Source organism: Streptomyces albospinus, assembly GCF_014648695.1.
Lineage (GTDB): Bacteria > Actinomycetota > Actinomycetes > Streptomycetales > Streptomycetaceae > Streptomyces > Streptomyces albospinus.
On record NZ_BMRP01000003.1, the window covers coordinates 169,010 to 182,074 of the forward strand.

The window sequence follows — 13,065 nt, forward strand, 5'->3', positions numbered from 1 at the left end:
ATGGCGGAGCGGTTCACCGCGCAGGTAGCGGCCGACGTCGCCGGCGACGATCTCCGCCGCCTTGTGGGCGACCTGCCGGCTGCCGCCCGCGATGTGCGGGGTGAGCACGACGCGGGGGGCGGTCAGCAGCCGGGAGCCGGCCGGGATCGGCTCCTCGGGGAAGACGTCGAAGCCGGCGCCGGCCAGCTGCCCGGATTCCAGGGCGTCGCAGACCGCGTCGTAGTCCAGCAGCACGCCCCTGGCGCAGTTGACGAGCACCGCGCCGCGCGGCATCGCGGCGAGCTGGTCGCGGCCGATCATGCCGGTGGTCTCCGGGGTGACCCGGGCGTGCAGCGAGACGATGCGGGAGCGGGTGAGGAGGTCGTCGAGGGAGACCTGCTCGGCGATGCCGGCCAGTGCTTCGGGGCGCACGTAGGGGTCGTGGACGAGGACGCGGGCGCCCATGGCGTGCAGGACCTTGGCGACGCGGCTGCCGATGGCGCCGAAGCCGATCAGGCCGACGGTGGCGCCGTCGATCTCGATGCCGCAGTTGTCGTAGTCGTAGTAGTCGCCGCGCCAGACGCCGCGGCGCAGGTCGGTGTGGGTGTCGCCGACGCCGCGGGCGGCGGCCAGCAGCAGGGTGAGGGTGTGTTCGGCGGTGGCGGTGGCGTTGCGGCCGGGGGCGTGGCAGACGGCGACGCCGTGCCGGGTGGCGGCTTCGAGGTTGGCGTTGACCGGGCCGCCGCGGCTGGTGCAGAAGAGCTTGAGGTCGGGGCAGTGGGCGAGGATGCGCTCGGTGAGCGGGCCGTGTTCGGTGACGCAGATCTCGACGCCCTGGAGGGCCTCGATCATCTCGTCCTCGGTGCCGGACGCCTCGATGACCTCGGCGACCGGGCCGAACGGGGTGTGCGGCCAGCCGAATTGGAGCTCGCGTATCTCCAGGGGCGTGTCGCCGGCCGCCTTGCGTACGGCCGCGCTGAACAGGCTCGGGCGGATGAAGTGGTTGCCGGCGGCGAGGACGGTGGTGGTCATGCCACCACCTCGCGTCGCTCGGCCGTGCATGCGCACGGAAAGCACCTTTCAATGATTCGTTCGCTTCGTTCACTCATGCGGGGTGCGTCTCCTCAGTGGCGGTAGGGGCGGTGCGGGCCGTGCGGCCGGTCAGTGCAGGGCGGGGGTCTGGGCGAGGGCGGGGGCGTTGAGGCGCAGCAGCGCGGTCTGCCCGTGCTCGATACGGATCTCGGTGAGGGCGCCGTTGTGCAGCTGGGGGAAGACCCGGCGGTAGTCGGCGAGCGGGATGCCGAGCAGATGGCAGAGCAGGACCCGCACGAGGGTGGAGTGGGCGACCACGAGGACCCGGCCGTCGGGCTGCTCGCGGGCGATGTCGGCGAGGCAGGCGGCGGCGCGTTCGGCGGCCCGGCGCGGGTGTTCGCCGCCGGGGAGGTGGTTCTCGACCGGGTCGGCGAGAAAGGCGGCCAGCCGCTGCGGGAAGCGCTGCCGCATCTCGTCCCGGGTCAGGCCCTCGCCCCGGCCGAAGTCGACCTCGTAGAGCCGTTCGTCGATGTGCGGGGTCAGTCCGCAGGCGTCGGCGGCGGGGGCGGCGGTGAGCCGGGCACGGGAGAGCGGGGAGCTCCAGACGGCGGTGAGGCCGGCGGTGGCGGCCCAGTGGGCGAGGGCCTGGGCCTGCTCGCGGCCGTGGGCGGTGAGCGGGACGTCGGAGCGGCCGGCGTAGCGGTTCTCCGCATGCCAGACGGTCTCGCCGTGGCGTACGAGGATGAAGTCGGTCACTGCGCGGCCCTCCTGCGGGCGTGGTCGGCGACGGCGGGGTCGAGCCAGCCGCGGCGGGTGAGTTCGTCGATGAAGCGGAGGTAGACGGGGAGGTAGCGGGCGGTGCGGGCCGGGTCGGGGCGGAGTTCGGTGCCGGGGCGGACCATCGCGGCGGCTGCGTCGCGAAGGCTCGCGCCGGAGGCGGTGGCAGCGAGCACGGCCATGCCGAGGGCGCCTTCGGCGTGTTCCGGGACGTGCACCGGGCGGCCCAGGACCTCGGCGCGCAGCCGGCACCAGTAGGCGTTGCGGGCGCCGCCGCCGGTGAGGGTGAGCGGGCCGCCGGTGGGCGCGCCGAGGTGGTCGAGGTAGTCGAAGCAGAGCCGTTCGATGCAGGCGACGCCGAGCAGGTAGGCGTGGAACTCGGCGGCGCGGGTGGGGACGTCGCCGAGGATGAAGGGTTCGGCCTCGGGAGCGCGGAACGGGAAGCGCTCGCCGCCGGTGGAGACCAGGGGGTAGGCGACCGCGTCCGGGTCCAGGGCGGCGGCCTGCTCGGTGAGCACGTCGAGGTTCTCGCTGTGGAAGTACTGGGAGATGACGCCCGCGCCACTGCTGGAGGCGCCGCCCGGCAGCCAGCTCTCCCCGGGTCCGCGGTGGCAGTAGACCACGCCCGCCGGATCGCGGATCAGATGGTCGCTGCTGCCCTTGAGGACGAGGGTGGTGCCGAGCACCGCGTTCCAGGCGCCCGGCGTGAGCGCGCCGGCGCCGATCTGCGCGGCGCAGCCGTCGGTCATGCCGGCGACGACGGCCGTTCCGGCGGGGATGCCGGTGGCTTCGGCGGCCTCGGCGCAGACGGTGCCGAGTACGGTGCCCGGCCGTACGACGTCGGGCAGCAGGGTCTCGGGGACGCCGAGCCGGTCCAATACCTCGTGCGGCCAGCGCTCCTCGACGAGGTGGTAGCCGGTCTTGAGCGCATGGCTGGCGTCGCTGGGGACCTGATGCCCCACCAACTTCCAGGTGACGACGTCGACTTGGTGAAGCAGCCGGGTTCCGTTGGCGAGTCCCGGCTCGTGGTCCAGCAGCCAGCGGAGCTTGGGCAGCGCCCAGGACGGCGGCATGCTGCGGTAGCCCAGCTCGCGCCAGACCGCTCCGCCGGCCTCGTTGACCGCCGCGGCCTGGTCGGCGGCGCGCCCGTCGTCGTACATCAGCCCCGGGGTGAGCGGGGCGCCGTGCGCGTCGGCGAGCAGGATGGTGCCCGAGGTGCCGTCGACGGCCAGCCCGCGGACCCGGGTGGCGTCGATGCCCGCCAGCGCCTCCCGGCAGGCCGCGGACAGCGCGCTCCACCACTCCTCGGCGTCCTGCTCATGACGTCTGCCCACCCGCCGGCCGGTGAGCGGGCGGGCGGCGGTGGCGAGGACCTGCCCGGTGCCGTCGACGGCGAGGCAGCGGGCGCTCTGGGTGCCGAGGTCGAGGCCGAGCCAGATGCCGTCGAGGGTGGCGGTACTTCCGGGAGGGTGCTGGTCAGACACGGGTGCCTCCAGGGGCGGGGGTCGCGGCGGGGTGGTGGGTGGTGTCGATGCGGCGGGCTATGGGTGCGTCGGGCGCCGTCCGCCCGGCGTGCCCGGGCCATGTCGCGGCGCCCCGCCAGCCCGCCTCCCGGGCGATGGTGCGCCAGTGGAGGAAGTCGTCGTGGAGCGCGGCGTAGAACTCCGTGCGTTCCCGGTCGGGCTGCCAACTCCGCTGCATCCGGACGTACTTGTCCGCGGCACGGTGCATGCTGCTCTCGGCGCCGGTGCGGACCAGGCCGGTGAGGAAGGCCCCCTTGGCGCCGAGTTCGGTGTCGCCGGAGCGGGCCGTGGGCACCCCCGTGGCATCGGCGATCAGCGCGCACCAGGCGTCGCTGTTGGCGCCGCCGCCGCACAGCCGCAGCTCGGTGATGTCCGTACGGGCCGCGGCCAGCGAGTCGCGCAGGACCAGCGAGAGCCCGTCGAACACGGCGCGGGCGAGGTCGGCCGGGGTGTGCTCCAGGGACAGGCCCCAGAAGGAGCCGCGGGCGCCCGGGTCGAGGAACGGCGCGCGCTCGCCGGCCGGGGAGAGATAGGGCAGGAACATCAGCCCGCGGGCGCCGGGCCGCGACTCGAAGGCCAGGCGGGCCAGTTCCGGCGGCCCGGGGAGGTGCAGCAGCCGGGCCGCCCAGCCGAGCACCTCGGCGCCGTTGAGGGTGGGGAAGGCGCGCAGCACGCGTTCCCGCCCGCGGTAGGCGATGTTGATGCCGGACGGCTCGCCGGTGGTGTCGATCTCGGTGCGGACGATCTCGGTGCACAGCGTGGTGCCGAGGATGCCGCACGCCTGGCCGGGGTTGACCACGCCGACGCCGCGGGCGGTGGCGGCGATGTCGTACGGGGCCATCACGACGGGCAGCCCGGCCGGCAGCCCCAGCCGGTCCGCGGCCTGGCGGGTGATCTCGGCGATCCGCTGGGACTCGCCGAGGACGGTGGGCAGCAGCCGGGCGTACGCGGCCAGGCCGAACAGGTCGAGGATCTGCGGGTCGTAGTCGCCGGTGGTGTGGTCGAGGAACGGCGCCGAGGCGTCCGACTCGTCGCTGGCGCACACGCCGGTGAGGCGGAGGAAGAGCCAGCCGGCGGCGGTGAGCGAGGTGGCGGAGCGGGCCAGCCGGTCCGGGTCGTGGGCGGCGAGCCAGCTGAAGAGGGCGTTGGGCATGCCGGCGCAGGTCAGCGAGCCGTTGCGGCGGAAGGCCGCTTCCAGGACGCCGTCGCGCTGCCAGGCGGTGAGCTGGTCCCCGGCCCGGCCGTCGGACCAGAGGATCGCCGGGCCGGTGGGCCGCCCGCGGTCGTCGACGAGCCAGGCGCCGTCGCCCTGCGCGGTGAAGGAGACCAGCCGGACCGGGTCGGTCAGCTCGGCGAGGACCTCGCGGACGGTGCGGACGACGGCCTGCCAGACGGCGTCCATGTCCTGTTCGGCCCAGCCGGGGTGCGGGCGGAGCACTTCGGTGGCGACCCGGGAGACCGCGATCTCGGTGCCCTGGTCGTCGAAGACGACGGACTTGATGACGGTGGTGCCGACGTCGATGGTCAGTACGGACATCAGTGGGGTCCTTTCACGCCCGGGCCGAGGCGGCGTGCGGTGCGGCGGCGTCCCGGCCGGCGCCCGCCCCGGCGGCCGACTCGTCCGGCAGCTTCAGGAAGAGGGTGAGTACGGTGCTCACCGCGTACATCCCCGCGAAGATCCAGACCACCCCTTCGACGCCGAGCGGCCCGACGAAGGCCGCGACGACGGCGGGTCCGACGAAGGTGCTGGCGCCGGCGCCCAGGTTGAGCGCGGCCAGCGCCTGTCCCTTGTGCCGCGGTTCCAGAGAGGGCATCAACGCTGATATCGGTACGTATCCTGCCAGCGTAGCCCCGTAGAACGCGGCCACGGCCAAGGCGAGCGGGAAGTGCGGGCCCGCCGCCGTCGGGACGTAGAAGAGGAGCAGGGTGCTCAGGGTGCAGCCGGCGCCGCCGAACCAGGCGACGGTGCGCCGCCAGCCGAGCCGGTCGCCGACCACGCCGAACAGCAGGTTGGCGAAGATGTTGGTGGCGAACATCGCGCTGAGCAGGTGCAGCCATTGGGTGAGGCTGAAGCCGACGGTCCTGGTGAAGTGGATCGGCAGGATGACGAAGAAGCCGAACTGCGACGCGGTGTTGATGACCCGTACGACGGATCCGGCGCCGACCCGGGGGTTGCGCCACAGGATCGTGATGCTGCCGAGCAGGGTGGCCAGCGGCCCCTCGCCCGCAGGCCGCTGCCGCTTGCCGCCGTGTTCGTCGCGGACGAGCAGCAGCGCGATCAGCCCGCCCGCGGCCACCAGCGCCAGCGCCGCCCACAGCGTGGCGTAGGCGCCGATGTGCGGGATCAGCCCGCTGGCGACGAGGGAACCGAGCGTCGGCAGCCCGCCGGTGAACGCGAACCAGAACCAGCCCATGGCCGTGCCCAGCCGCGCCCGGGGCGCGACGCCGGCGATCCAGACCAGGAACCCGTAGGCGAACAGCGGATACCCCAGCCCGCGGAGGCCGTAGCCGAGGAGCATCAGCGGATAGCTGGACGCCGGGATGGCGGCGCCCAGGAAGAGCAGTTGGAAGACGGTCCAGATGGCGAGGCCGGTCCACATCACCCGGCGCGGGCCCCACAGGTCGGCGAGCACGCCGGAGAGCCAGGCGGCGAGGGCGGCGGCGATGCCGTAGACGGTGAACAGGACGGCGACCAGGGACTCGGGGATGCCCCGGTCGATGAGGTACGGCGAGAGGTAGCCGGACTCGACTCCGTCTCCGACCATGAAGAGGAGCAGCCCGAGGTAGCCCCAGGCGAGGGTGGGCGGGATGCCGAGACGGGTGATCGGTGCCCGGCGTGTGATCGGCGAACGCGGAGGAGGGTTCGTCATCGAAGCTCCCCTTTCTGCGGCGGGTTCAGCGGCGGGTTTCGGCGGCGGCCGGTGGAGGACGCAGTGATGCAACCGCTGGCGCAAAAGGGCCGTCAAGGGTGGCCGGAATCTTCGCATCGGGGCGGCGACCTGCCGTGTTGCGTCGGGGCGGAACCGGCATCCGCAGTGCGCTCGACCGCGGGCGCCGTGTTAAATCGGTGCGAACATAACGTGGCGAGTTCACGCGGGCGGGCCGTGCCGGAAGTGCGGTGTGCCGTACCGCGGCGGGAAGGAACGGGGCGATGGACCGGGTCGAGGCGCAGGAGGAACGGCGGCGCCGGATACGGGAGAGCGTGATCGCCCGCGGGTTCGTCCGGACCTCGGACCTCGCGGCGGAGTTCGGGATCAGCCTGATGACGGCCCACCGGGATCTGGACGCGCTCCAGGCGCAGGGCTGGCTTCGCAAAGTGCGGGGCGGGGCGACCGGGCTGCCGTCGGCGCAGTTCCACGGCAGCGTGGCGGAGCGGATGGCGACCATGGCGGCGACCAAGCAGCTGCTGGCGCGGGCCGCCGCAGGGCTGCTGGTCCCTGGGCAGACGGTGCTGCTCGACGACAGCACCACCTGTCTGCTGCTGGCGCACCAGGCCGCCGAGCACACCCCGCTGACCGTGATCACCAACTCGCTGCCGGCCGTCACCACGCTCGCCAAGGAGCCCGGCATCTCGCTGATCACGCTCGGCGGGGCGTACTTCCCGGCGTATGACGCCTTCATGGGGCTGCACACCGCGGACGCCGTACGGGCCTACCGCGCCGATGTGCTGTTCCTGTCCACCACGGCCGTCACCAACGGCCGCTGCTACCACACCTCGCCGGAGACCGTGCAGGTCAAGCGGGCCATGATGGAGAGCGCGGCGCGGCGGGTGCTGGTGGCCGACCACACCAAGTTCGCCAAGGACGGGCTGTACGCGCTGGCGCCGCTGACCGACTTCGACCTGCTGATCGTCGACGACGGACTCCCGGCGGAGCAGGTACGGGCGGTGCGGGCGGGCGGCACGGAGGTGCTGGTGGTGCCGGCGCGCGGGGCGTCCTGACACGGGGAGCCGCGGGGTGCGTCCCCCTCGGTCAGCTCACTCCGCGGACAGGCCGAGCGGTGACGGGTCGTCGGCCAGTGCGCGCAGCGCCGCCCCGGGGTCCTTGACCAGCTTGCGCTCGGTGAGGTCCAGCAGCCCGCAGACGGCGCTGATCTCGGCGGCCACCGTGCCGTCCGTCCTGCGCACGGTCTGCTCGAAGACGAAGGTCCTGCCCTCGCCCCAGACGATCGCGGCACTCACCTCTACCTCGTCGCCGGCCCGCAGTTCGCGCCGGTAGCGGATGGTGGTCTCGATGGTCACCGGGCCGATGCCGGTGGCCACCATGGCGCTCTGCCCGATGCCGCTCGCCTGGAGCAGCGACCAGCGGGCGTGCTCGGCGTACTGGAGGTAGACGCTCTGGTTGAGATGGCCCTGAGTGTCGGTCTCGTAGCCCCGGACGACGACGGGCACGGTGAACGGCTCGGCTGCCCGTACCGCCACGATCCCGTCCGCTTCCACCACTGCCTCGACCCCGTCCGCCACGATCTCTCCCGCTTCCCTGGATTCCCGATCCCTGCTTCCCGGGTTGCCATCGTAGGCGGCGGCGATCAACGGGTGCGGGGCCTTTCCGCGGAGCCGCCCAACTCGGCCCAGCGGACCGTCCGGTCGCACCAGCGCGTAAGGAGGGTGCGGTCATGGCCGACCGCCAGGAGTCCGGCGCCGCTCTCCCGGCGGTACGACTCGACGACCGCCACCAGCGCCGCGGTGGTGGAGGCGTCCAGCATCGCGGTCATCTCGTCGCAGATCAGCCAGGGCGGCCGCAGCACCAGGGCGCGGGCCAGGCAGGCGCGTTGCAGCTGGCCGTCGCTGACCTCGTGCGGACGGCGGGCGAGCAGCTCCGGCCCGAGGCCGACCCGGTCCGCCAACTCCCCCACCCGGGCCGGGATCTCGCGCCGGCGGCCGGTGGCGCGCAACGGCTCGGCGATCAGTTCGGCGAGGCGCAGGCGGGGGTCGGCGGAGAGCCGGGGCTGCTGGAACAGGACACCGAAGGCGGTACGCAGGTCCCGCGGTGCGCGGTGCCGCCAGCGCCGGGCGGGCTCGCCGTCCAGGATCACGGTGCCGGCGTCGGGCCGGTGCAGCAGCGCCGCGACCCGGGCGAGGGTGGACTTGCCGCAGCCGCTGGGGCCCAGCAGCCCGACCGCCTCCCCGGGGGCGACGGTCAGCGAGATTCCGCGGACGACCGGGGTCCGGCGGTCGTATCCGGCCGTGATGTCGCACAGTTCAAGCATGCCGGGCGTCCTTTCCCGCCGTGACCTGGTGGTGGCAGGCGACGCCGTCGTGCAGTTCGGGGACCGTCGTGCAGGTGGCGGTGGCCCGGTCGCAGCGGGCGGCGAAGGCGCAGCCGTCCGGCAGCGCGCCGAGTTCGGGCGGCATGCCCGGGAGGGGGGCGAAGGCGCGGCCGGGCAGCGCGTCGAGCAGCCCGCGGGCGTAGGGGTGCCGCGGTCCTGGGGCGCCGAAGAACCGCGGTGCGTCGGTGAGTTCGACGATCCGGCCGGCGTACATCACGGCGACCCGGTCGGCGATCCGCTCGGCCGCCTCCAGGTCGTGAGTGATCATCAGCAGTGCGCGGTCGCCGCCGAGGTGCCGCTTGAGCTCGTCGACCGTACGGTCCACCAGCGGGCGGTCCAGGCCGGTGGTCGGCTCGTCGGCGAGCAGCAGCGGCGCGTCGCCGACCAGCGCCAGCGCGGTCGCGGCGCGCTGGGCCAGGCCGCCGGAGAGCTGGTGGGGGTGGCGGTCGAGGTGGTCCGGCGGGAAGGCGGCGCGCCCGGCGGCCCGCTCCGCCGCCGCCCGCAGCTCCGCCCGCCGCGTGATGCCGGTCAACTCCTTCACGGTCTCCTCCAGTTGGGAGCGCACCGTGCGTACGGGGGTGAGGTGCGCGGCCGGGCTCTGCGGTACGAGGCCGATGCGCCGGCCGCGGACCGACCGGGCCAGCTCGGCCTCGGACGCGGTCAGCAGCTCGGTCTCCGCGGAGCCGGCGGCGAGCAGCGCCCTACCGGCCGTCTGCGCGTTGCCGGGCAGCAGTCCCAGCAGCGCCGAGGCCAGCACGGACTTGCCGCAGCCGCTCTCCCCGACCAGGGCCAGGCACTCCCCCGGCGCCATCGCGAAGGTGACATCGGTGACCGCGGCGACCGACCGGCCGCCGGGCATCCGGAAGCGGACGGACAGCCCGCGGACGGACAGCACGGGCCGGCTGCCGGCGGGACCGGGATGGGTGGCGGTCACAGCATCAGCTCCGAACGGCGGCGCGGGTTGGTCCGCTCCCGCCAGGCGCCGGCCAGGCCCGCGACGGCGAGGGTGGGGACGATGATGAACAGGCCGGGGAAGAGTGTGGGCCACCAGGCGCCGGCCAGCAGGGAGCCGCGGGCGGCGTTGGCCATGCTGCCCAGGCTCGCCTCGTGGGCGGGCAGCCCCAGGCCCAGGAACGAGAGCGCGGACTCGTGCCAGATGGCGTGCGGGACCATGAGGACGGCGGCGAGTCCGGCCTGCGGCAGTACGGCGGGCAGGAGATGACGGACCGCCACCCGCCGGCGGGAGGCACCGCCGGTGAGCGCGGCGTCGAGATACGGCCGGGAGCGCAGCGAGAGCAGCTCGGCGCGGACGATGCGCGCGGTCGACAGCCAGTGCGTCAGCGCCACCGAGACGATCACCGGCCAGACGCCGGGCCGGAACATCGCCACGATGAAGATGCCCAGCAGCAGATGCGGCACAGAGGAGAACAGGTCGACCAGGCGCATCACGGCGCGGTCGGACCAGCCGCCGAGGGCGCCGGCCAGCGCGCCGACGGCGGTGCCGAGGACGGTGGCGGCCAGCGCCGCGACCACCCCGACCAGCAGCGACACGCGCAGCCCGTGGACACACCGCAGCAGCAGATCGCGCCCGACCTCGTCGGTGCCGAACGGATGTGCCGGGGACGGGGGTTGGAGCTTGGCGGCCAGGTCCACCGCCTGCTGGTCCAGGGGGAGGAGCGGCGGGACGACAAGGACGGCGAGGACGATGAGCACCAGCAGCCCGGCGCAGACCCACACCCGCAGGGCCCGCCCCGTACGGCTGCCGGCCGCGCGCCCCGCGCCCGGTGCGTCACGCCAACCACCGTACGTTTCAAGGGAGTTGCCGGCATCAGCCATCGAACCCCACCCTCGGGTCGGCCAGTCCGTACAGCAGGTCGGAGAGCAGATTGCCCACCAGCACGGCGGCGGTGGCGAGCACCGTCAGTGCGGCCAGCAGCGGGAAGTCCACACCGGTGGCCGCCTGGACGGTGGCGGCGGCGATGCCCGGCCAGCTGAAGACGGTCTCGACCAGCAGCGCACCGGTGATCAGTTCCGGGACCCGGGAGCCGATGAGGGTCAGCACGGGCAGCAGGCCGGAGCGCAGCGCGTGCCGGAGCAGTACGGTCCGCTCCCGCAGCCCGCGCGCCCGGGCGCCGCGTACCGGGTCCTCGTCCAGCGCGTCGCCGACGCCCTGCCGTACGTAGAGCACGAACCACGGGAGCTGGGAGACGGCCAGCACCAGCGCGGGCAGCAGCGCATGGCGGGTGATCTGGCCCGCGGTGGCGACGTCGCTGCCGGTGTCGGTGAGTCCGCCGGGCGGCAGCACGCCCAGTTCGATCGCGCCCAGCCAGACGGCGAGGAGTCCGAGCCAGAACGGCGGCGCGGCTTCCAGGGTGTAGGCGGCGGCGGTGACCGCGCGGTCGAGCAGACCGCCGCGGCGCCGGGCGGCCAGCACGCCGAGGAGGGTGCCGGCGAGCACGGCGAACGCGAAGGCGAGGGCGCAGAGCAGCACCGACCAGCCGATGCGTTCGCCGATGACCTGGGAGACCGGGGCGCGCAGCGAGGCCGAGTCGCCGAGGTCGCCGGTGAGGGCGCCGGTGAGCCAGTCCCACCAGCGGGCGGGCAGCGGGCGGTCGGCGCCGAGGTTGTGCCGGAGCTGGTCGAGGTTCTCCTGTGAGGCGGTCAGCCCGGCGGTGCCCGCGTACGCCTGCACCGGGTCGAAGGGCGAGGCCGCGGCGATCGCGAACACCCCGAGGGTGACGGCGAGCAGGACCGGCACCGCGAGCAGCGCCCGCCGTGCCGCCATCCGTGCCATCGGCCCCCAGGGCGGCGAGGCCGGCAGGACGGCGGTCCCCCCGCGTGAGCGGAACCGGGAGTGCGGGAGTCCGGTCACGTGGCGGGCTGCCAGTCCTCTACGTTCCACCAGGGGCCGGAGGCCAGCCCGTGGTCGTGCGGCTCGACCTGGGTGGTCAGGCCCTGCCAGCGGCCGGCGACGACGTAGAGGTGGTCGACGTGGGTGAGGAAGATGTAGGCCGGGTCGTCGGCCAGCCGCCGCTGGACGGTGTCGTAGGCCGCCTTGCGGGCGCCCCGGTCGTCGGTGCGGCGGGCCGCGACCAGCTGCTCGTCGACGGTCGGATCGGCGTACCGCGACATGTTGTTGAAGCCGTCTCCGGCGAGCGAGGAGTGCAGCAGCAGGTACTGGTCGAAGTCGGGGTCGGCGGGGCTGCCGCCGCCGGCGAGCACCGCGTCCTGCTTCATGTTCGGCTCGATGGCTTCCCAGGTGCCGGACTCGACCCTGGCCTCGATGCCGGCCTTCTTGGCGTCCGAGGCGAAGGCCAGCGCGTGCTCCTGGCGGAGCTTGTCGCCGGAGAGGTACCAGAGGGTGAAGGAGGCGCGGCGGCCGTCCTTCTCCCGGATGCCGTCGCCGCCCTGCTTCCAGCCCGCGTCGTCGAGGATGCGCTGCGCCTTCGCGAAGTCGTACGGGCGCTCGGTGCCCTTGGCGAACCACGGGCTGTCGGTGGGCACCGGCCCGTAGGCGGGCTTGCCGGCGCCGCTCAGGATGCCCTCGACCATGGCCCGGCGGTCCACCGCGAGGTCCAGTGCGCGGCGTACGGCCCGGTCGCCGGTGACCGGGTTGGCGCCGGGCAGGGTGACGTTGCGGTAGTCGTAGGTCCTGGCGGCCAGGGTCTTCCGGCCGCTGCCGGCCTTGAAGGTGGCGGCGAGGTCGGGCGGCAGGACGGCGCCGTCGAGGTCGCCGGAGCGCAGCCGGGTGGCGCGGATGTCGTCGTCCTTGACGATCGCCATGGTGAGGTGCTTCACCTTGGGCGCACCGCCCCAGTAGCGGGGGTTGGCGGTGAAGGTGAGCTTCTCGCCCTTGGACCAGCCGGTGAGGACGTACGGCCCGGTGCCGATCGGTCTGGTGGTGAAGGAGCCGGTGTTGACGTCCTGCCTGCCGGCGATGTGCCGGGGGGCGATGGGCAGGACGGTGCGCTCGGCGAACGGCGCGTAGGGGTACTTGAGATGGAAGGCGACGGTCCGGTCGTCCTTCTTCTCGACCTTCTCGATGGCGTCCAGTTCGGCCTTGGAGGCGTTGTCGGTCTTCGCGTCGAGGATGGTGTCGTAGGTGAAGACCACGTCGTCGGCGGTGAAGGGCGTGCCGTCGCTGAAGGTGACGCCGCGGCGGAGCGGGTAGGTGTAGGTCGTCCCGCCGTCGGTGACCTTGGGGAGCGCGGCGGCGAGGGCGGGCCTGAGCGTCATCCCGGCGTCGTGGGTGAGCAGTCCGTCGAAGATCTTGGAGTTGCCGTCCTTGCCGTAGCCCAGCAGCGGGCTGAGCGTCTCCGGCTCGTGGGCGATCCCGACGACCGCGGTGTCCGCGGCCCTGCCGGCGCCCCGACCGCCGCCCGGTGCCGCGCAGGCCGTTGCCGCGAGCGCCATGGTGGCCGCCGTCGCCGCGGCGACCGCACCCCGTATGGACCGGGCCGTCATGCCCACACCCCTTTGAAGATCG

General features: G+C 73.9%; 12 protein-coding genes. 1 reads left to right on the forward strand and 11 read right to left on the reverse strand.

Annotated features, from left to right (window positions below):
• From IEZ17_RS06305 to IEZ17_RS06325, 5 genes are all read right to left on the reverse strand, one after another.
• Nucleotides 1-1,011, reverse strand: a 1,011-nt coding sequence (locus tag IEZ17_RS06305; protein WP_189297264.1) for a 2-hydroxyacid dehydrogenase, incomplete at its 3' end; no start/stop codon positions are given.
• Between the two features lie 129 nt (nucleotides 1,012-1,140).
• Nucleotides 1,141-1,767, reverse strand: coding sequence for a histidine phosphatase family protein (locus tag IEZ17_RS06310; RefSeq protein WP_189297266.1), 627 nt, complete (start codon nucleotides 1,765-1,767; stop codon nucleotides 1,141-1,143).
• Nucleotides 1,764-3,272, reverse strand: coding sequence for an FGGY-family carbohydrate kinase (locus tag IEZ17_RS06315; RefSeq protein WP_189297268.1), 1,509 nt, complete (start codon nucleotides 3,270-3,272; stop codon nucleotides 1,764-1,766). Before IEZ17_RS06315 ends, IEZ17_RS06310 begins: the two co-directional genes overlap by 4 nt.
• The gene (locus tag IEZ17_RS06320) at nucleotides 3,265-4,848 is read right to left on the reverse strand and encodes an FGGY-family carbohydrate kinase (RefSeq protein ID WP_189297271.1); all 1,584 of its coding nucleotides are present in this window, start codon (nucleotides 4,846-4,848) and stop codon (nucleotides 3,265-3,267) included. The genes IEZ17_RS06315 and IEZ17_RS06320 overlap by 8 nt, the downstream gene beginning before the upstream one ends.
• Before the next feature lie 13 nt (nucleotides 4,849-4,861).
• A complete protein-coding gene (locus tag IEZ17_RS06325; protein WP_189297273.1) occupies nucleotides 4,862-6,181 on the reverse strand; it encodes an MFS transporter in 1,320 nt (439 codons plus the stop codon).
• Between the two features lie 281 nt (nucleotides 6,182-6,462).
• On the opposite strand from IEZ17_RS06325, the gene IEZ17_RS06330 reads away from it, so the two are divergent.
• Nucleotides 6,463-7,251, forward strand: coding sequence for a DeoR/GlpR family DNA-binding transcription regulator (locus tag IEZ17_RS06330; RefSeq protein ID WP_189297275.1), 789 nt, complete (start codon nucleotides 6,463-6,465; stop codon nucleotides 7,249-7,251).
• A 36-nt stretch (nucleotides 7,252-7,287) separates the two neighbouring features.
• Here IEZ17_RS06330 and IEZ17_RS06335 read toward each other — a convergent pair whose 3' ends face one another.
• From IEZ17_RS06335 to IEZ17_RS06360, 6 genes are all read right to left on the reverse strand, one after another.
• Complete coding sequence (locus IEZ17_RS06335) at nucleotides 7,288-7,773, reverse strand: acyl-CoA thioesterase (protein ID WP_229851950.1); 486 nt, start codon at nucleotides 7,771-7,773, stop codon at nucleotides 7,288-7,290.
• A 65-nt stretch (nucleotides 7,774-7,838) separates the two neighbouring features.
• Nucleotides 7,839-8,519, reverse strand: a complete 681-nt coding sequence (locus IEZ17_RS06340) for an ABC transporter ATP-binding protein (RefSeq protein ID WP_189297277.1) — start codon at nucleotides 8,517-8,519, stop codon at nucleotides 7,839-7,841.
• Nucleotides 8,512-9,438 carry an ABC transporter ATP-binding protein gene (locus IEZ17_RS06345; protein WP_189297657.1) on the reverse strand — a complete coding sequence of 309 codons (927 nt, stop codon included), beginning with the start codon at nucleotides 9,436-9,438 and terminating at the stop codon, nucleotides 8,512-8,514. The genes IEZ17_RS06340 and IEZ17_RS06345 overlap by 8 nt, the downstream gene beginning before the upstream one ends.
• Before the next feature lie 71 nt (nucleotides 9,439-9,509).
• Nucleotides 9,510-10,415: an ABC transporter permease gene (locus IEZ17_RS06350; RefSeq protein ID WP_189297279.1), complete on the reverse strand. Its 906-nt coding sequence runs from the start codon at nucleotides 10,413-10,415 to the stop codon at nucleotides 9,510-9,512.
• The gene (locus IEZ17_RS06355; protein ID WP_189297281.1) at nucleotides 10,408-11,364 is read right to left on the reverse strand and encodes an ABC transporter permease; all 957 of its coding nucleotides are present in this window, start codon (nucleotides 11,362-11,364) and stop codon (nucleotides 10,408-10,410) included. Before IEZ17_RS06355 ends, IEZ17_RS06350 begins: the two co-directional genes overlap by 8 nt.
• A gap of 83 nt (nucleotides 11,365-11,447) precedes the next feature.
• A complete protein-coding gene (locus tag IEZ17_RS06360) occupies nucleotides 11,448-13,043 on the reverse strand; it encodes an ABC transporter substrate-binding protein (RefSeq protein ID WP_189297283.1) in 1,596 nt (531 codons plus the stop codon).
• Nucleotides 13,044-13,065: the final 22 nt, after the last annotated feature.

Bases quoted from the DNA above. Each gene is read 5' to 3' on its own strand.
- IEZ17_RS06320 (WP_189297271.1), bottom strand. From the start codon at position 4,848: ATGTCCGTACTGACCATCGACGTCGGCACCACCGTCATCAAGTCCGTC.
- IEZ17_RS06325 (WP_189297273.1), bottom strand. From the start codon at position 6,181: ATGACGAACCCTCCTCCGCGTTCGCCGATCACACGCCGGGCACCGATC.
- IEZ17_RS06330 (WP_189297275.1), top strand. From the start codon at position 6,463: ATGGACCGGGTCGAGGCGCAGGAGGAACGGCGGCGCCGGATACGGGAG.
- IEZ17_RS06340 (WP_189297277.1), bottom strand. From the start codon at position 8,519: ATGCTTGAACTGTGCGACATCACGGCCGGATACGACCGCCGGACCCCG.
- IEZ17_RS06345 (WP_189297657.1), bottom strand. From the start codon at position 9,438: ATGCCCGGCGGCCGGTCGGTCGCCGCGGTCACCGATGTCACCTTCGCG.
- IEZ17_RS06350 (WP_189297279.1), bottom strand. From the start codon at position 10,415: ATGGCTGATGCCGGCAACTCCCTTGAAACGTACGGTGGTTGGCGTGAC.
- IEZ17_RS06355 (WP_189297281.1), bottom strand. From the start codon at position 11,364: ATGGCGGCACGGCGGGCGCTGCTCGCGGTGCCGGTCCTGCTCGCCGTC.
- IEZ17_RS06360 (WP_189297283.1), bottom strand. From the start codon at position 13,043: ATGACGGCCCGGTCCATACGGGGTGCGGTCGCCGCGGCGACGGCGGCC.